This window comes from Streptomyces sp. NPDC029296 (genome assembly GCF_055569255.1).
In genome coordinates this window covers 120834-139003 of sequence record NZ_JBVHXT010000022.1, presented here as the reverse complement: position 1 = coordinate 139003, position 18170 = coordinate 120834, and the positions used below count along the sequence as shown (strand labels likewise).

Sequence of the window (18170 nt, the reverse complement as noted above, 5' to 3'; positions counted from 1 at the left end):
ATTGCTCCACTCAGCGGCATGTTTCCGCCGCGTTCGGTACGGAACCCGGCACGCCCGCGGGGCGGCGGCCGCGACGGCCGTCGTCCGTGCGGAGCGGGGCCCGCCGCCGCGGCCCCTCCCCCACCCGGCCGACGCCGGGACGCCGGCGGCGCGCGACCGGCCGCACAGCGGTCGCCGCTCACCGAGTTCCAGTGCTAGAAAAGGGAGATGAGCGGACGTTTCCGCCGTCCAAGGGCGAAAGCGGCGCCGCCGCCCGGCACCCGGTGGGCCTGCGATCCGCCCCGCCGACGCGTGCGGTGGCCGTTTCGCGGGCGCCGGATCCCGCCGTCCCTGAGCGTCCGCACGCTCGCCGCGCAGGTCTTCCTGTTCCAGGCGCTGATCATGCTGCTGCTGGTGGCGGCGGGCGCCGCCGCCCTGGTGGTGCAGGGGCTGTACGACGCCGAGCGCAGCGCCAGGGACCGGTCGCTGGCCGTGGCCGAGGCCTTCGCCCACGCCCCCGGGACGGCGGACGCGCTGCGCGCGCCGGATCCGACGGCCCGGCTGCAGCCGGAGGCGGAGCAGGTGCGCAAGGGGGCCGGGGTCGACTTCGTCACCGTGCTGGACGAGCACGGGGTCCGGCTCACCGACCGCCGGCCCGACCTGATCGGCACGAAGGCCCAGGGCGTCGGGCGGGCCCTTTTGGGCGAGACGTTCACCGAGACCTTCCACGGCCGGCCGGCCGACGCCGTGCGCGCCGTCGTCCCGGTGACGGACCCGAGCAGGCGCGTGGCCGGCGTCGTCACCGCGGGCATCGAGTACGCCAACGTGGGCGACGTCCTCGTCCGCCAGCTGCCGGCGCTGCTCGGCGCGGCGGCGGGAGCGCTGGTCCTGGCGACCGGCGGGGCGGCCCTGGTCAGCCGCCGGCTGCTGCGGCAGACCCATGGGCTCGGGCCGGCCGAGATGACCCGGATGTACGAGCATCACGACGCCGTCCTGCACGCCGTGCGCGAGGGAGTGCTGATCCTCGGCGGCGACGGGCGCGTGCTGCTCGCCAACGACGAGGCGCGCCGGCTGCTGGACCTGCCGGCGGACGCCGACCGGCGGCCGGTGCGGAAGCTGGGACTGGGTCCGGGCCCGACCAGGCTGCTGGAGGCGGGCGAGGCCGTGTCCGACGAGGTGGTCCGGTCCGGGGACCGGCTGCTGGCGGTGAACATCCGGCCCACCGCCCCGTACGGCGGTGCGCCGGGCCTCGTGGCCACGTTCCGTGACACCACGGATCTGCGGGCCCTCTCGGGGGAGGCCGAGCTGGCGCGGGGCCGGCTGTCGTTCCTGTACGAGGCGGGCATGCGGATCGGCACCACGCTCGATGTGCGGCGCACGGCCGAGGAGCTGTCGGAGGTGGCGGTGCCGCGCATGGCCGACTTCGTCACCGTGGAGCTGCCGGACTCCGTGCTGCGCGGCGAGGAACCCACGGGCGCGGTGCGCGAGATGCGCCGTACGGCGCTGCGCGGCGCGCATCCCGGTCATCCGTTGCAGCCGGTGGGCGAGGTCATCCGGTTCGTGATGGCCGACACCCCGATGGCGGCGGCGCTGCGCCGGGGCAAGGCCGTCCTCGTGCCGGATCTGCGCAGTGCCCGGGACTGGCGGGCGCGGGACGCCGGCGGCGCCGAGCGGGTGCTGGACTACGGCATCCACTCGCTGATCACGGTGCCGCTGCGGGCCCGCGGGGTGGTCCTCGGCATGGCCGACTTCTGGCGGGGCGCGGGCTCGCCCCGGTTCGACGAGGAGGACGTCGCGGTGGCCGAGGAGCTGGTGGCCCGGGCCGCCGTGGCCATCGACAACGCCCGCCGGTACGCCCGCGAGCACACGATGGCGGTGACGCTGCAGCGCAGCCTGCTGCCGGTGGGCCTGCCGGAGCAGGACGTGCTGGAGATCGCCTCGCGGTATCTGCCGGCCCGGTCGGGCGTGGGCGGCGACTGGTTCGACGTCATCCCGCTGCCGGGGTTCCGGGTGGCGCTCGTCGTCGGGGACATCGTGGGGCACGGGATGCAGGCGGCGGTGACCATGGGACGGCTGCGCACGGCCGTGCTGAACTTCTCGTCGCTGGACCTCGCCCCGGACGAGCTGCTCGGCCACCTGGACGAGATGGTGACCCGGCTGGACTCGCAGACCGCGGCCGCCGACGACGACCACGTGCCGCTCACCGGCGCCACCTGCCTCTACGCCGTGTACGACCCGGTGTGCGGGCGGTGCGCCGTGTCCCGCGCGGGGCACCTGGCGCCCGCCGTGGTGGATCCCGAGGGCCGGGTGACCTTCCCGGACCTGCCCCTGTCACCGCCCCTGGGGGTGGGCGGGCACCCCTTCGAGGCGGGCGAGCTGGAGCTGCCCGAGGGCAGCCGTCTGGTCCTGTTCACCGACGGCCTGATCGAGAGCCGGGGCCGGGACGTCGACGAGGGCCTGGCGACGCTCTCCTCGGCCGTCGCCCACGCGGACCGGACACCGGAGGAGACCTGCCGCGTCCTGGTGGAGCGCATGCTGCCCGAGCACCCCAGTGACGACGTGGCCCTGCTGGTCGCCCGGACCCGGCTGCTCGACCCCTCCCGCGTGGCGAGCTGGGACGTGCCGTTCGACGTGACGGCCGTGCCCCGGGTGCGCGGCGAGGTGAGCCGGCGGCTGGCCGACTGGGAGCTGGAGGAGACGGCGTTCGCCACCGAACTGATCCTCAGCGAGCTGCTCACCAACGCGATCCGTTACGGCGCCCCGCCCGTGCGGGTCCGGCTGCTGCTGGGCCGGACGCTGGTCTGCGAGGTGTCGGACGGCAGCAACACCTCGCCGCGGCTGCGGCGCGCGGCCAGCACGGACGAGGGGGGCCGGGGGCTGTTCCTGGTCTCCCAGTTCGCCGACCTGTGGGGGACCCGTTACGCCGCGCGGGGCAAGGTCATCTGGGCCGAGCAGACCCTGGACCGGGTGGCGGAGCCGGATCCGTCCCTGCTGTTCGACGTCATGGGCCTGTGACCGGTACCGGGTGACCGTCGGCGACCGGCCGGTCCGGGTCGGTGGGCGCGTCCGGGGCGGCGGAGGTGTCCGGTGCGGCGGGGGCGTCCTGCGCGGAGCGCGTGATCCACTCGACGACCTCGTCGGTCAGCTCCCGGAGCCGGTCGTGGGTGCGGGGCAGGCGTGGCCGGTGCCAGGGGGTGTGCCCCCACTGCCGCTCCAGGGTCCACGGGGGTCCGCCGCGCTGGACCTCGGCGAGGAAGCAGACGTCGTGGTCGAGGACGGCCTCCAGGACGACGCGCCGGCCGCCGTGCGCGTGCGTGGCCAGCCAGAGGGCCCCCTCCGCCACGAAGCCCTCCTCGCTGTTGGGCCGCCAGTCGTACTCGCCGAGGGTGCTGTCGCCGCCCGCGTGGTCGGTGCCCTCGGTCCAGGCACCCCTGTCGCCGGTCAGGGCCTCGGCCAGGCGGCGGATGCAGGGCAGCATCATCGCCCGGGTGGCCTCCTCGTCGCGGTGGTGGCGGTCCCACAGGGAGGGGTCGTCCCAGCCCCGGGGGAAGAAGCGGGCGCCGAAGGGGGTGAAGCGGGCGGCGTCACCGCGGTGGCGGTCGAGCCAGGCGCGCAGTTCGGCGTGGAAGTCGGCCATGGTCAGCCGGTCGCGGACCATGTGCTGGGTGGCCGCCTCCAGGACGTGGCCGAGGGCCGGGGTGGCGTCGCCGCCGCCGAGCGGCCACAGGCTGAACTCCTCGGCGTCCACGCGGTGCGTGCCGAACGGCGGGTAGGGGCCGCGGCCGGGGTGGGCGAGGACGAACAGCGTCTTGGCGAGGGAGTAGACGTCGGCCCGCGCGCCGGCCCCGGGGCCGGTGGCCCGGCGCATCTCGGGGGCGAGGAAGTTGGCGGGGCCGAGCCCTTCTCCCTGCCGGGTCAGTCCGGCGGGCGTCCGGGCGATGGCGGCGATCCCGAAGTCGCCGAGGACCGCCGCGCCGTCGTACCAGAAGAGGTTGTCGGGCTTGATGTCGCGGTGGTAGGTGCCCTGCTCGGCGAGGGCGGCCAGGGTTTCGGCCAGGCCCGTGACGTGGGCGACGACGTCGAGGAGGGTGGACTTCTCGTCGAGGGCGCCGGCCAGCGGACGGGCGTGGGGCATGGCGTACCAGCGGGGCCGGTCGCCGTGCTCGTCGTCGATGTCCCAGACCGGGAGGATCCCGGGGGTGCCGTTCATCCGGCGCATGTACAGCGCCTCCTGGTGGAAGCGCTGGAGGCGGATCCGCCGGGCCCGGGTGAGACGTGCGCCGGGCGGGTCGGCGGTGTGCTTGACGACGGCCTCCCGGTCGCCGTGCACCTCCGTCGCCTTGCGCACGAAGGGCTTGCCCCGGCCGAGGCTGCCCTGGTCCCGCCAGCGCGGCAGGTCGTAGTCGCGTGCGGCCGGGGGACGTGGGGGGCTGGCGGGGCGCCGCGGTGCTCTTCCGGACATGGGGAGCACGCTAGCCCGCGCGGGACCGGGGCGGACACGGAACCGGCGTCGCGGAGTAGGGTCGCCGAGGGAGAAAGAACAAAGGCAAGGAGGTCGGACGCTCCTTGCCACTCTTAACTTATAGCGCACGGGGGGCCTTGCGGCAAGGCCCCCGTCGTACCGCAGAATCAACGGCCTGAGCCAGGAAGCCGCCGGAATGGGAGTTCTGCGAAGTGCGTGTGGTGTTGTCGACCTATGGGTCGCGCGGGGACGTGGAACCGCTGGCGGGGCTCGCGGTCCGGTTGCGTGAGCACGGTGCTCGGGTGCGGGTGTGCGCGCCCCCGGACGAGGACTTCGCGCGCCGGCTGGCCGACGTGGGGGTGCCGCTGGTGCCGGTAGGCCCGTCGGCCCGCGCGCTGACGAGGGCGGCGCCGTCGCCCTCGTCGCTGCCCGAGCGCGCGGCCGCGCTGATAGCCGGCCAGCTCGGCCCGGTCACCGAGGCGGCCGAGGGGTGCGACGTGCTGGTGGCCACCGGTGCGCTGCCCGCCGTCGCGGGTGCGCTGTCGGTGGCCGAGAAGCTCGGGGTCCGCTCGGTGTCCGTCACCTTCCAGCAGCTCACCCTGCCCGCGCCGCACCGCCGGCCGCTCGCGTACCCGGGCCGCCCGCTCCCGCCGGAGGTGACCGACAACCGGGCGCTGTGGGAGCTGGACGCCCGGAACATCGACGCGCTGTTCCGGACGGCGCTCGACACGGGCCGGGCGTCCCTCGGCCTGCCCCCGGTGGACGACGTCCGCGCCTACGTCCTGGGCGAGCGGCCGTGGCTGGCGAGCGACCCGTTCCTGGACCCGTGGCACGGCACGCCGGACCTCGGCGTCGTGCAGACCGGCGCGTGGATCCTGCCCGACACCCAGCCGCTCCCGGCCGGCCTGACGGCGTTCCTCGACGCCGGGACGCCGCCGGTGTACGTGGGCTTCGGCAGCATGCCCCTGCACGCGGCGGCGGACATGGCCCGGGTCGCCGTCGAGGCGGTCCGCGCGCAGGGCCGCCGCGTGATCGTGGCGCGCGGCTGGGCCGACCTGTCCCCCGGCGGCGACGGGGACGACTGCTTCGTGGTCGGGGAGGTCAACCAGCAGGCGCTGTTCGGCCGGGTGGCCGCCGTCGTGCACCATGGTGGCGCGGGTACCACGACGACGGCCGCCCGGGCCGGGGCGGCCCAGGTGGTGGTCCCCCAGGTGGCGGACCAGCCGTACTGGGCCGGCCGGGTGGCCGCCCTGGGCATCGGCGCGGCCCACGACGGCCCCGCCCCCACCGTCGCGTCGCTGTCGGCCGCGCTGCGCACGGCGCTCGCTCCCGCAACCCGCGCGCGGGCGACCGCCGCGGCGGGCCGGGTCCGCTCCGACGGGGCATCGGTGGCCGCGCGGCTGCTGCTGGACGCCGCGGCTTCCCGCTGACGCAGGACGGCGGAACGGCGGGGCGCCCCACCCGCCGGCCGGCCCGGCCGGCGTCACCACACCGGTGAACACCGGTGAACCGGCGGGCACCGGGCCGCCCGGCCCGTCCGCCGGCCGGGCGCGACCGGCCCGGAACCACCGACACGACCACTACGCGGCCGAGAACGCGGCCTCATCGGAGACAGATACGTGACATCCCACCTGACCACCAGCGCGTTCGACCTTCCCGACCGGCTGTCCGCGAAGGCCGACCCCGCGCTGATCGGCGACGACGAGCGGCACTTCGCGGCGATCGCGGAGTGCCTGGAGCAGTCGATCGCCGAACTGACCGGGCGGCTCGACGCCGAACGCCGGGCGCCCGGCGGCACCGGCCGGCAGGCGATGGACCGGGACGCGGAGATCCACCGGCTGACCGCCCGGCTGCGGACGCTGCGCCGCTTCGGGCTGGACCTGTGCCTCGGGCGCATGGTCACCGCGGACGACCCCGGGCCCGTGTACGTCGGACGGCTCGGCCTCACCGACAGCACGGGCCGGCGGCTGCTGGTCGACTGGCGCTCCCCTGCCGCCGAGCCGTTCTTCGGCGCCACCCACGCCCACCCGATGGGCTTGGTGAGCCGCCGCCGGTACCGCTGGACGAACGGCCGGATCGGCGACTACTGGGACGAGGTGTTCACCGCCGACGGCCTGGTGGGGCACGCCGCGCTGGACGACCAGTCCGCGTTCATCGCCGGTCTGGGCGGCAGCCGTTCGACGCGGATGCGGGACGTGCTCGGCACCATCCAGGCCGACCAGGACGCCATCATCCGGGCGGGTTCGCGGGGCGCGCTCGTCGTGGACGGCGGCCCGGGCACCGGCAAGACGGTGGTGGCCCTGCACCGCTCCGCCTACCTGCTGTACGCCGATCCCCGGCTCGGGCACCGCCGGGGCGGGGTGCTGTTCGTCGGCCCGCACCGGCCGTACCTGTCCTACGTCGCCGACGTCCTGCCCGGCCTCGGCGAGGAGGGCGTGCAGACCTGCACCCTGCGCGACCTGGTCGCCGAGGGGGCCCGGGCGGTCCCCGAGACCGACCCGGAGGCGGCCCGGCTGAAGTCGTCCGCGCGGATGGTGCGGGCGATCGAGACGGCCGTCAGGTTCTACGAGGAACCGCCCACCGAGGACATGACGGTCACCACCCCCTGGTCCGACATCCGGCTGACCGCGGACGACTGGGCGGCGGCGTTCGACGCGGCGGAGCCCGGCACCCCCCACAACGAGGCCCGTGAGCAGGTGCTGGCGGAACTGCTGACGATCCTGGAGGACAAGCACGACGGCGACGCCCCCTCCGAGCTGCTGCGCAGGTCGCTGCGGACGAACCGGGAGCTGCTGGCGGCCCTCGACCGGGCGTGGCCGCAGCTGGAGGCGGCCGACCTGGTCGGCGACCTGTGGACGGTGCCCGCCTACTTGCGGCTGTGCGCCCCCTGGCTCGGCCCGGAGGAGGTCCGGCGGTTGCGGCGCGCGGACGCGCAGGCCTGGACGGTGTCGGACCTGCCGCTGCTGGACGCGGCGCGGCAGCGGCTCGGCGACCCGGAGGCGGCGCGGCGCGCACGGCGGAACGCGGCGCTCCTCGCGGCGCAGCGGGAGCGCATGGAGCGGGTCGTCGACAACCTCGTCCAGGCCGTGGCGACGTCCGGGGCCGACGGGGACGACGGCGAGGGCCTGGTGGCGATGTTGCGCGGGGAGGACGCGAAGGTCAGCCTGGTGGACGAGGGCGAGCTGCCCGCCGCCGATCCCGACCTGCTCGCCGGGCCGTTCGCGCACATCGTCGTGGACGAGGCGCAGGAGCTGACCGACGCGGAGTGGCAGATGCTGCTGCTGCGGTGCCCGTCCCGGAGTTTCACGATCGTCGGGGACCGGGCGCAGGCCCGGCACGGGTTCACGGAGTCCTGGAACCAGCGGCTCGAACGGGTCGGGTTCGACCGGATCCGGCTGGCCTCGCTGAGCGTGAACTACCGTACGCCCGAGGAGGTCATGGCCCGGGCCGAGCCGGTGATCCGGGCCGTGCTGCCCGACGCCAACGTGCCGGTGTCCGTGCGCCGCAGCGGTGTGCCCGTCGGCCACGGCTCCGTCGCGGAGCTGCGCTCGGTCGTGGACACCTGGCTCGCCACGCACGCCGACGGGACCGCCTGCGTCATCGGCGACCCCTCCTTCCCGGCGGCCTCCCGGGTCCGCTCCCTGCCTCCCGAGCTGACCAAGGGGCTCGAATTCGACCTGGTCGTCCTCGTCGACCCGGACCGCTTCGGCACCGGCGTCCAGGGGGCGGTGGACCGCTACGTCGCGATGACCCGGGCCACCGGCCGGCTCGTGCTCCTCACCAGCCCCTGACCCACCCGGAGCCGCCCGTGGGAGGATCCCGGGAAAATCCTGGGGAAGTCCCGGGGAAACCCCGGGAAAAGGGAGGGGACCTGTGGAACTGCGCGATGTGTCACCGGGTGATGTCGACGCCTACGTCCGGATGCGCTGCGACCCCGCCATGATGGCCGGCCTCGGCGGCCCCCTGCCGCGCGAGGGGATCGCGGACAAGGTCGGGCGGGATGTCCGGCAGGCGGCGGACGACCAGGCGTGGATCAAGATGATCGTTCCCGACCCGGGCCGGCCGGAGGTGGTGGCGGGCCAGGTAACCCTGTGGTCGCACGACCCCGGCGGCGGGCCGGTCTCCGAGATCGGGTGGATGGTGCTGCCGGAGTTCCAGGGCCGTGGCCTCGGCAAGCGCGCCGTCCGCGCCCTCCTGGAGAAGGCCCGGGAGCAGGGGCGGTGGGGCGTGGTGCACGCCTTCCCGGCGGTCGCCAACGGGGCGTCGAACGGTATCTGCCGGTCCGTCGGGTTCCGGTTCCGGGCGGAGGTCGAGGTGGAGTTCGCGGGGCGGATGCTGCGGGCCAACCACTGGGCCGTCGATCCGCGGACGGATCCGATCCGGTGACGAGGACGGGTCCGGGTGCCCCCACCGGAGGGGGGAAGCCGGTGTCCGATCCGGATTTCCACGCTCGGGTGGCCGCGCGCGGCGACGTGTCGGGGCCCGGGATCGGGTCCACGGCCCGGACGCCCACCGGGCGGGCGGTCCCCCGCCGTGGCGTGCGGCCGGTTGCCCCACTCGGGCGCGGTGAGGCGGACGTCCCGGCCCGGGTCATGGGCGTACGCCTTTCCTGTTCGCGGCTCGGGGGCCGCGTAAGACCGTCATCGCCGCTTGGCCACGAGATCCCGGAGCGCGATGTTCAGCTCCAGGACGTTCACGCGGGGTTCGCCGAGGAAGCCCAGGGTGCGTCCCTCGGTGTGGTCCTCGACCAGCCCGCGCACCGCGGTGACGGGCAGGCGGTTCCTGGCGGCGACCCGGCGCACCTGGAGCGCGGCGTAGGCCGGGGAGATGTCCGGGTCCAGGCCGGAGCCGGAGGAGGTGACGGCGTCGGCGGGGACGTCGGAGGGCCCGACCGGATGACCGGGCACCGAGTTGTCCCGGACGACCTCGGCCTTGGCGTCCTCGACCTGGCGGAGCAGCTCCTTGTTGTCGGCGGCGAGGTTGGTCGCGCCGGACACCAGCAGCCGGTATCGGGTGTTGACCGAGTTCCCGGCCAGTCCGCGTGCCGGGCGGGGCTGGAAGTACCGCAGGCCGTAGCCCTGTTGGCCGATGAGGGAGGAGCCGACGACCTTGCCGTCCGCCTTGATCTCCGAGCCGTTCGCCGGGCCGGGGAAGAGCGCCTGGGCCACACCTGTGACGGCCAGCGGGTAGAGGACGCCTGTGAGCACGGTCAACACCAGCAGCGCCCGCAGGCCCGCGCCCAGCAGCCGGCCGGTGTTCAGGAGAGAGTTCTTCATGTCCTTCACCCGATCCCGGGGATCGAAGAGATGACGAGGTCGATGAGCTTGATGCCGAGGAACGGCGCGATCAGACCGCCGATGCCGTAGATCCCGAGGTTGCGGCGCAGCATCCGGTCCGCGCTCATCGGCCGGTAGCGCACGCCCCTCAGGGACAGCGGCACCAGCGCGAGGATGATCAGCGCGTTGAAGACGACCGCCGACAGGATCGCCGAGTCCGGTGAGGACAGCCGCATGATGTTCAGCCTGTCCAGGCCCGGGTGGACGGCCGCGAACAGCGCCGGGATGATCGCGAAGTACTTGGCCACGTCGTTGGCGATGGAGAACGTCGTCAACGCGCCCCGGGTGATGAGGAGCTGCTTGCCGATCTCCACGATCTCGATCAGCTTCGTCGGGTCGGAGTCGAGGTCGACCATGTTGCCGGCCTCCTTGGCGGCCGACGTACCGGTGTTCATGGCCACGCCGACGTCCGCCTGGGCGAGGGCCGGCGCGTCGTTGGTGCCGTCGCCGGTCATCGCGACCAGCCTGCCGCCGGCCTGCTCGCGCTTGATGAGGGCCATCTTGTCCTCGGGGGTGGCCTCGGCGAGGAAGTCGTCCACGCCCGCCTCCGCGGCGATCGCCCCGGCGGTCAGCGGGTTGTCCCCCGTGACCATGACCGTTCTGATGCCCATGCGGCGCAGCTCCTCGAACCGTTCCCGCATGCCCTCCTTGACGACGTCCTTGAGATGGATGACGCCCAGCACCCGGGCGCCCCTGTCGTCCTCGACCGCGACCAGCAGCGGGGTGCCGCCGGCGGCGGAGACGCGTCCGGCCGTCCGGTCCGCGTCCTCGGCGACCGTGCCGCCCCGCTCCCGCACCCAGGCGATGACCGAGGCGGCGGCGCCCTTGCGGATCCTGCGGCCGTCCACGTCCACGCCGGACATGCGGGTCCGGGCGGTGAAGGCGATCCATGCGGCGCCGGCGAGTTCTCCCCGGTGGCGTTCGCGCAGCCCGTAGCACTCCTTGGCCAGGACGACGACGGAGCGGCCCTCGGGGGTCTCGTCGGCGAGCGACGACAGCTGGGCGGCGTCGGCGACCTCGGCCTGTGTCGCAGCGCCCACCGCCAGGAACTCGGCGGCCTGCCGGTTGCCGAGGGTGATGGTGCCGGTCTTGTCGAGCAGCAGCGTCGAGACGTCACCGGCGGCCTCGACCGCGCGGCCCGACATGGCCAGCACATTGCGCTGCACCAGGCGGTCCATGCCGGCGATGCCGATCGCGGACAGCAGGGCGCCGATGGTGGTCGGGATCAGGCACACCAGCAGGGCGACCAGCACGACCATCGTCAGGCGGGTGCCCGCGTACTCCGCGAAGGGCGGCAGCGTGGCGCAGGCCAGCAGGAAGACGACGGTCAGCGAGGCCAGCAGGATGTCCAGGGCGATCTCGTTCGGCGTCTTCTGCCGGGCCGCGCCCTCCACCAGGCTGATCATCCGGTCGAGGAAGGTCTCGCCGGGCCTGGTCGTGATCCGGACGACGATCCGGTCCGACAGCACCTTCGTCCCGCCCGTGACGGCGCTGCGGTCGCCGCCGGACTCGCGGATGACCGGCGCGGACTCGCCGGTGATGGCCGACTCGTCCACGGACGCGACACCCTCCACCACGTCCCCGTCGCCGGGGACGACGTCCCCGGCCTCGCAGACCACCAGGTCGCCGATGGTCAGCCCGGTGCCCGGGACGCGTTCCTCGGAGCCGTCCGTCCGCAGCCGGCGCGCTACGGTGCCGCTCTTGGCCTTGCGCAGGGTGTCGGCCTGCGCCTTGCCGCGGCCCTCGGCGACCGCCTCCGCCAGGTTGGCGAAGAGCACGGTCAGCCACAGCCAGGCGCTGATGGTCCAGCCGAACCGGTCGCCGGGGTCCGTGCAGGAGAAGACGGTGGTCAGGACCGAGCCGATCCACACCACGAACATCACGGGGGACTTGACCATCACCCGCGGATCCAGCTTCCGGAAGGCCTCCGGCAGCGACCCGACCAGTTGCGCGGGGTCGAAGAGACCCGCGCCGACGCGGCGCCCGGGGGGCCGCTGCCCCGTGGGGGCGTCCTGGTGGGGTGCGAGGGTGGGAGCGGACGTCATCGGGTCCTCTTGCGGGTGTATGTCGGTGCTCGTCACGCCAGGCCCTCCGCGAGCGGGCCCAGTGCCAGGGCCGGGAAGTAGGTGAGACCGGTGACGATGAGGACGGCGCCCGCCAGCAGGCCCGTGAACAGCGGCTTCTCGGTGCGCAGGGTGCCCGCCGTCACCGGGACGGGCCGCTGCCCGGCGAGCGAGCCGGCGAGCGCCAGCACGAACACCATCGGCAGGAAGCGGCCGAGCAGCATGGCGAGCCCGGTCATGGTGTTGAACCAGTCGGTGTTCGCGTTCAGGCCGGCGAAGGCCGAGCCGTTGTTGTTCGACGCCGAGGTGAACGCGTACAGCACCTCGGAGAAACCGTGCGCGCCCGGGTCGAGCATCGAGTGCGGCGGGGTCGGCAGGGCCAGGGAGGCCGCGGTGAGGACCAGGACGAGCGCCGGGGTGACGAGGATGTAGCAGGCGGCGAGCTTCATCTCCCGGGCGCCGATCTTCTTGCCCAGGTACTCGGGGGTGCGGCCGACCATCAGGCCGGCGATGAACACCGCGATCACCGCCATGATCAGCATGCCGTACAGGCCGGAGCCGACGCCGCCGGGCGCGATCTCACCCAGCATCATGCCGAGCAGGGTGATGCCGCCGCCCAGGCCGGTGAAGGAGGAGTGGAAGGAGTCCACCGCACCGGTCGACGTGAGCGTGGTCGTCACCGCGAAGATCGAGGAGCCGCCGACGCCGAAGCGGACCTCCTTGCCCTCCATCGCCCCGCCCGCGGCCTTGAGCGCCGGGCCGTGGTGGGCGAACTCGGTCCACATCATCAGCGCGACGAAGCCCAGCCAGACGGCCGCCATCGTGCCGAGGATCGCGTAGCCCTGCCTCACGCTGCCGACCAGCACGCCGAAGGTGCGGGTCAGCGAGAAGGGGATCACCAGGATGAGGAAGATCTCCAGCAGGTTCGTGAACGGGGTCGGGTTCTCGAAGGGGTGGGCGCTGTTCGCGTTGGCGACGCCGCCGCCGTTGGTGCCCAGTTCCTTGATGGCCTCCTGCGAGGCGTACGCGCCGCCGCCCCACTGCTGCCGGCCGCCCGTGAACTGCCCGACCTCGTGGATGCCGGAGAAGTTCTGCAGCGCGCCCGAGGCCACCAGCACCACGGCGGCGAGCGCGGCGACGGGCACCAGGACGCGCAGCGTGCCGCGTACCAGGTCGGCCCAGAAGTTGCCCAGTCCACCGGAGCGGGACCGGGTGAAGCCGCGCACCAGTGCCACGGCCACGGCCATGCCCACGGCGGCCGACACGAAGTTCTGCACGGCCAGACCGGCGGTCTGCACGACGTGCCCCATGGTCTGCTCGCCGGCGTACGACTGCCAGTCGGTGTTGGTGACGAAGGAGACGGCCGTGTTGAACGACTGCGCGGGGTTCACCGAGGCGAAGCCGAGCGAGCCGGGCAGGATGCCCTGGAGCCGCTGGAGCAGGTAGAGGAACAGGACACCGGCCAGGGAGAAGGCCAGCACACCGCGCAGATACGCGGGCCAGGTCATCTCGGCGTCGGGGTCGGCGCCGATGGCCCGGTAGATCCACCGCTCCGCCCGCAGGTGGCGCCGTGAGGTGTAGACCCGGGCCATGTAGGTGCCGAGCGGGATGTGGACGAGCGCCAGCGCGCCGACGAGGGCGAGCAGTTGGAGCACGCCTGCCAGTACGGGACCCATGTGCGTGCTCAGAACCTCTCCGGGAAGATCAGGGCGAGGACGAGGTAGCCCAGCAGGGCGACGGCCACGAGCAGGCCGACGACGTTCTCGGCGGTCACAGCTTCGTCACCCCCTTGGCGACGAGAGCCACCAGCGCGAAACCGGCGAGCACGGTGAGGACGAAGGCCGGATCGGCCATCGCGAACTCCTGGAGTGAGGTGCGGTGGAAACGGACGTGTACGAGGAAAGCGCCTCTCTGACCGGATCCGGCCGTTGTTGACGCCTCCCTTACGGCAGGGCCCATGGCTTTGACGGATCCCTTACGGCTGCCGGTCGACACCGGCGCACGGCCGTGCGCTTTTCAAGGCGGACGGGCGCGGGGCACGGTAGGGCCGCGGGCCGGGGGGAACTCGTTTCCTCATGCGAATCGATCTGACAGGACGTACCGCACTGGTCACCGGCTCGACACAGGGCATCGGCGCCGCCATCGCCGTCGCGCTCGCCCGGGCCGGGGCCCGGGTGGGGGTCAACGGCCGCGACGAGCGGCGGGTGGCCGAGAGCGTGGAGGCGCTGACGAGGCAGGTGCCCGGTGCCGAGGCGGTGCCGGTGGCCGCCGACGTCTCCGGGGACGAGGGCGCGGCCCGGGTGGCAAAGCTGCTGCCCCGGGTGGACATCCTCGTGAACAACCTCGGCATCTTCGGCGCCGCCGACCCGCTGGAGATCAGCGACGCGGAGTGGCGGCGCTACTTCGAGGTGAACGTCCTGGCCGCCGTACGGCTGACCCGGCTGTATCTGCCGGGCATGACCGAGCGGGGCTGGGGCCGCGTGCAGTACGTGGCGAGCGACTCGGCGGTGGTCGTCCCCGCGGAGATGATCCACTACGGAATGTCCAAGACCGCCCTGCTGGCGGTGGGCCGGGGCTTCGCCAAGAAGGCCGCGGGCACGGGCGTGACGGTGAACTCGGTCATCGCGGGCCCCACCCACACCGGCGGCGTCGAGGACTTCGTATACGAGCTGGTCGACCGGGAGCTGCCCTGGGACGAGGCGCAGCGCGAGTTCATGCGCCGGCACCGTCCGCAGTCCCTGCTGCAGCGGCTGATCGAGCCCGAGGAGATCGCCCATATGGTCGTCTATCTCAGTTCCGAGCAGGCGTCGGCCACGACCGGCGGGGCCCTGCGCGTGGACGGCGGGTACATCGACTCGATCCTCCCCTGACCGACCTCCGGGCGGGGGCCGTGCCCGAACGGGCAGCCACACCGCCTTTCGCGTGACCGATCTCACGATTGCGCCTGCCCGGATCCTTTCATTAACCATCCGGTAAATAAACGGCCCGTAAAACGATGCCTCGGCGGACCGTCCGGCCAGTAGGCAGGAGGCCCACGCACACCACAACTGACGGATACATGACGACAGTTGACAACGTTGACCTGGACAGATAGCGTTCCGATCTGCTATGTGTTTCTAATCTTTAATTCAGGATTCGACCAGCAAAGCCGTGGACACCCCGAATCGATTTCGGCCAATTACTGGCCGAAATCGATTCGGGGTGTCGACAGTACGCGGCACATACGGGGAGACCAGAGGATGCAACGCCCCTCGCGATGCAGGCAGGGAGCACATCGGCGGCCGCACACGCACGGCGCCGCCGGTCAGCAGCCGTCCGCCAGGGACCGGGCCGGTTCGGCGCGCCGCCTTTGTCGCGCCGTCGCCGCCCTTGTGAACTCTCCACGCACCGTCGCGTGACACCCCGCCCTCGCTCATCACGCGGAAAGCGGAGCACGATCCGGTTCGCCTTGAAGAATTCATGGGGAGAGGCACGATGCACATCTTCGGCCGTTCGAGAGAACTCCGGTCCCTGGCCGAGGCATTCACCGACTGTGCGCGGGGAAACGGCCGCCTCGTGATCATCACGGGGGGCCCGGGATCCGGCAAGACCCAGTTGATGCACGAATTCCTGGCCACACTGCACAGTGCCGACGCGCGGGTCCTGGCCGGTACGGCCTGCGCGGCGGAACGGCACCAGCCGATGAGCCTGGTCGGGCAATTACTCGGCAACGCCGAGGCGGAGAACGCCTTGGCACACCACGCTCCCCCGGCCGCGCGCCCCGCGGCGCGGGACGCCCGTCCCCCAGAACCCCGCGCCCCGGCGCTCCGGCCGGCCGAGGGGACCGAGGCCCTGCTGAGCCTCGTCCCCGGCGAACGCCCCCTGGTCCTCGCCCTGGACGACGCCCACGCCATGGACCCCGAGTCGCTGACGACGGTCATCCATCTGCTGCGCCGCAGCCGCTCCCGGCGGGTGCTCGTGGTGTGCGCCACCTCCGGGCACTTCGGCGCGGCCCGCTCGGACGCGCACACCGAACTGCTGCGCCAGCCGCACCAACGGGTGCGGCTGGCCCCGCTGTCCGAGGCGGGCGTCGGCGAACTCCTCGCCGCCCAGGCCGGCCGGGCCCTGCCGGACCTCGTGTCCGGCGCCTACCACCGGGCCACCGCCGGCAGCCCCTTCCTCATCCACGCCCTGCTGGACGACAGCGCCGGCCTCGGCCCCGAGATCGGCCCGCCCGTGGCCGGCGCCGCCTACCGCCAGGCCGTGCTGTCCCTGCTGCACCGCGGCGGGGCGGGAGGGGTCCGGGTGGCCCGGGCCCTGGCCGCGCTCGGCACCCTCGCGCAGACCGTCTCCGTCGCGGAGCTGGCCGGCACCACGCCCGCCGGCGCCCAGGAGGCCGTCGCCGTCCTCAACTCCTCCGGACTGCTGGACGGTCACGCCTTCCGGCACCCCACCGCCGCCGCGGCCGTCCTGGAGGACATGGACGCCACCGCCCGCTCCGAACTGCACGGCCGGATCGCCCACCTGCTGTATCGTTCCGGCGCCCCGGCCGTCGAGGTGGCGCGGCATCTGCACGCCGCCGGCCAGGTCCCGGCGGGCTGGGGCGCGGGAGCGCTGCGCACCGCCGCGGAACAGGCGCTGGCCGCCGACGACGTGGAGCGCTGCACCGACTATCTCGGCATGGTCCTGCGCGTCTGCGCCGACGAACAGGAACGCCACGCCCTGTCGGTGGCACTGGCCCGCGCCCAGTGGCGTACCAACCCGGCGGCGGCCGGCCCCCACCTGGAGCCGCTGCGCGAGGTCGCGCTGGACGGCGGGCTGAGCATGCGGGACACCGCCACCGTCCTGCGGTACCTGCTGTGGCGGGGCGACACCGAACTGGCCGCCAAGGCCGTCACCACGCTCGTACACGCCCAGTCGCCCGCCGACGTGCAGATCGTCGCCGAGGTGGAGTTCGTGCGGCAGTGGTTCTACGGCGTGGCGCTGCCCGGCAAGGGCGCCCCGGCCGCCGGCCCCGCCCCGCGCCCCCGCCCGGTGCGCGCCGACGGCGGCGGACTGGCCGCACGGGTGGCGGCGCTGGTCGGCGGCGAGGCCACCGACGAGTCCGCGGCGGCCGTCGCCCAGGCCCTGCAAGGACACCAACTGGACCATCTCAACCTCGAACTGGTCGCGATGTCGCTGCTGGCGATCGCCCACGCGGACCGGCCCGCGGTCGCCGCCGCGGCCTGCGACGGGCTGCTGGAGTGCGCCGCGGAGCGCGGGGCGACGACCTGGCAGGCCCTGCTCGGCTCCATCCGGGCCGAGATCGCCCTGCTGCGGGGGGACGTGACCACCGCGTCGCGGGGCGCGCTCGACGCGCTCGGCATCCTGGGCGCGCAGAGCTGGGGGGTGCTGATCGGCCTGCCGCTGTCGACGGCCATCTCCGCGCACACCGCCACCGGCTCCCACGCCGAGGCCGAGGAACTGCTCAAGCGCGATGTGCCGGAACCCATGTTCCGCACCGTGTTCGGCATCCAGTACCTGCGCGCCCGCGGTCACCACTACCTCGCCACCGACCGGCCGTTCGCGGCCCTGGGCGACTTCGAGACCTGCGGCCGGCTGCTCCGCGAGGGCAATCCCAGCCTGCAGAAGGGCATCCCCTGGCGGTCCGACCTGGCGCTGGCCAATCTGCGGATCGGCAAGGCCCGCACGGCCCGCGAGTGGGCCGAGGAGCAGTTGCGGCTGCCGGGCGGGCACAGCTCCCGGGCCCGGGCCATGGCACTGCGGCTGCTGGCCGCGACCAGCAAGCCGCACCGCCGGGCCTCGCTGCTGCGCGAGACGATCGACCTGCTCAAGACGTGCGGCGACCGCTACGCGCTGGCGCAGGCCTACGCCGACCTGTCCGCCGCGCACTACGAGCTCGGCGAGTACGCCCGGGCCCGGCTGGTGGCCCGGCGGGCCGCCCGGGAGGCCGAGGCCTGCCGGATCGAGTCGCCGGTCGACGCGCACCTGCTGGAGGACCCGGTACGGCCCGAGGCCGCCGAGTCCGAGGACGGCCCGGCCATCCTCAGCGACGCCGAGTGCCGGGTCGCCGGACTGGCCGCGCTCGGCTACACCAACCGGGAGATCAGCGCCCGGCTGCACGTCACGATCAGCACGGTGGAGCAGCACCTCACCCGGGTCTACCGCAAGCTCCAGGTGGCCAGCCGGGCGGAGCTGCCGTCGAAAATGCTGGAGCACCGCATCCCCAAACTGTCGGACCGCTGGGCCGACACCCATACATCGGCGGGCTGAGCGGCCCCCGGCGCCTCGCCGTACGAGAGGCGCGGTACGCGGCCCCACCGGGAGGTCACCGGTGGGGCCGCGTGCCGC

General features: G+C 73.8%; 12 protein-coding genes. 6 read left to right on the top strand and 6 right to left on the bottom strand.

The features are described 5' to 3' along the window. Positions 1-207 precede the first annotated feature (207 nt). Positions 208-2994 (top strand): SpoIIE family protein phosphatase, encoded by a 2787-nt coding sequence (locus tag ACZ4W9_RS20615; RefSeq protein WP_467937743.1) that lies wholly within the window; start codon positions 208-210, stop codon positions 2992-2994. On the opposite strand, the gene ACZ4W9_RS20610 is transcribed toward ACZ4W9_RS20615, so the two are convergent. Continuing rightward, entirely contained in the window at positions 2981-4441 is a 1461-nt protein-coding gene (locus ACZ4W9_RS20610) for a serine/threonine protein kinase (RefSeq protein WP_467937741.1), read from the bottom strand. The two genes, ACZ4W9_RS20615 and ACZ4W9_RS20610, sit on opposite strands and share 14 nt — an antisense overlap. A 212-nt stretch (positions 4442-4653) precedes the next feature. On the opposite strand from ACZ4W9_RS20610, the gene ACZ4W9_RS20605 reads away from it, so the two are divergent. From ACZ4W9_RS20605 to ACZ4W9_RS20595, 3 genes are all read left to right on the top strand, one after another. After that, the gene (locus ACZ4W9_RS20605; RefSeq protein ID WP_467937739.1) at positions 4654-5871 is read left to right on the top strand and encodes a glycosyltransferase; all 1218 of its coding nucleotides are present in this window, start codon (positions 4654-4656) and stop codon (positions 5869-5871) included. 189 nt (positions 5872-6060) lie between these two features. Then, on the top strand, positions 6061-8232 hold the full coding sequence (helR, locus tag ACZ4W9_RS20600; protein WP_467937737.1) for an RNA polymerase recycling motor ATPase HelR: 2172 nt from the start codon (positions 6061-6063) through the stop codon (positions 8230-8232). An 82-nt stretch (positions 8233-8314) separates the two neighbouring features. Then, on the top strand, positions 8315-8827 hold the full coding sequence (locus ACZ4W9_RS20595; protein ID WP_467937735.1) for a GNAT family N-acetyltransferase: 513 nt from the start codon (positions 8315-8317) through the stop codon (positions 8825-8827). 254 nt (positions 8828-9081) lie between these two features. Here the strand turns inward: ACZ4W9_RS20595 and ACZ4W9_RS20590 are convergent, their stop codons facing one another. From ACZ4W9_RS20590 to ACZ4W9_RS20570, 5 genes are read right to left on the bottom strand one after another with little or no spacing between them, the layout of a single operon-like run. Beyond that, positions 9082-9717 carry a potassium-transporting ATPase subunit C gene (locus tag ACZ4W9_RS20590; RefSeq protein WP_467937733.1) on the bottom strand — a complete coding sequence of 212 codons (636 nt, stop codon included), beginning with the start codon at positions 9715-9717 and terminating at the stop codon, positions 9082-9084. A gap of 5 nt (positions 9718-9722) precedes the next feature. Beyond that, positions 9723-11822 carry a potassium-transporting ATPase subunit KdpB gene (gene kdpB / locus ACZ4W9_RS20585; protein WP_467937775.1) on the bottom strand — a complete coding sequence of 700 codons (2100 nt, stop codon included), beginning with the start codon at positions 11820-11822 and terminating at the stop codon, positions 9723-9725. Between the two features lie 32 nt (positions 11823-11854). After that, entirely contained in the window at positions 11855-13516 is a 1662-nt protein-coding gene (gene kdpA, locus ACZ4W9_RS20580) for a potassium-transporting ATPase subunit KdpA (RefSeq protein ID WP_467937731.1), read from the bottom strand. 8 nt (positions 13517-13524) lie between these two features. Then, the gene (gene kdpF / locus ACZ4W9_RS20575; protein WP_361808272.1) at positions 13525-13614 is read right to left on the bottom strand and encodes a K(+)-transporting ATPase subunit F; all 90 of its coding nucleotides are present in this window, start codon (positions 13612-13614) and stop codon (positions 13525-13527) included. Continuing rightward, positions 13611-13799, bottom strand: coding sequence for a hypothetical protein (locus ACZ4W9_RS20570; protein WP_467937728.1), 189 nt, complete (start codon positions 13797-13799; stop codon positions 13611-13613). The genes kdpF and ACZ4W9_RS20570 overlap by 4 nt, the downstream gene beginning before the upstream one ends. Positions 13800-13915: 116 nt before the next feature. Here ACZ4W9_RS20570 and ACZ4W9_RS20565 point away from each other — a divergent pair, with 116 nt between their 5' ends. After that, positions 13916-14710 carry an SDR family NAD(P)-dependent oxidoreductase gene (locus ACZ4W9_RS20565; RefSeq protein ID WP_467937726.1) on the top strand — a complete coding sequence of 265 codons (795 nt, stop codon included), beginning with the start codon at positions 13916-13918 and terminating at the stop codon, positions 14708-14710. A gap of 604 nt (positions 14711-15314) precedes the next feature. Next, the gene (locus ACZ4W9_RS20560) at positions 15315-18092 is read left to right on the top strand and encodes an AAA family ATPase (RefSeq protein ID WP_467937724.1); all 2778 of its coding nucleotides are present in this window, start codon (positions 15315-15317) and stop codon (positions 18090-18092) included. Positions 18093-18170 lie beyond the last annotated feature (78 nt).

What these genes read in the sequence shown, in the direction of transcription:
- kdpA (WP_467937731.1), bottom strand. Translation starts at nt 13,516, where the DNA reads ATGGGTCCCGTACTGGCAGGCGTGCTCCAACTGCTCGCCCTCGTCGGC.
- ACZ4W9_RS20565 (WP_467937726.1), top strand. Translation starts at nt 13,916, where the DNA reads ATGCGAATCGATCTGACAGGACGTACCGCACTGGTCACCGGCTCGACA.
- ACZ4W9_RS20560 (WP_467937724.1), top strand. Translation starts at nt 15,315, where the DNA reads ATGCACATCTTCGGCCGTTCGAGAGAACTCCGGTCCCTGGCCGAGGCA.
- ACZ4W9_RS20590 (WP_467937733.1), bottom strand. Translation starts at nt 9,717, where the DNA reads ATGAAGAACTCTCTCCTGAACACCGGCCGGCTGCTGGGCGCGGGCCTG.
- ACZ4W9_RS20610 (WP_467937741.1), bottom strand. Translation starts at nt 4,441, where the DNA reads ATGTCCGGAAGAGCACCGCGGCGCCCCGCCAGCCCCCCACGTCCCCCG.
- ACZ4W9_RS20570 (WP_467937728.1), bottom strand. Translation starts at nt 13,799, where the DNA reads ATGGGCCCTGCCGTAAGGGAGGCGTCAACAACGGCCGGATCCGGTCAG.
- ACZ4W9_RS20615 (WP_467937743.1), top strand. Translation starts at nt 208, where the DNA reads ATGAGCGGACGTTTCCGCCGTCCAAGGGCGAAAGCGGCGCCGCCGCCC.
- kdpB (WP_467937775.1), bottom strand. Translation starts at nt 11,822, where the DNA reads ATGACGTCCGCTCCCACCCTCGCACCCCACCAGGACGCCCCCACGGGG.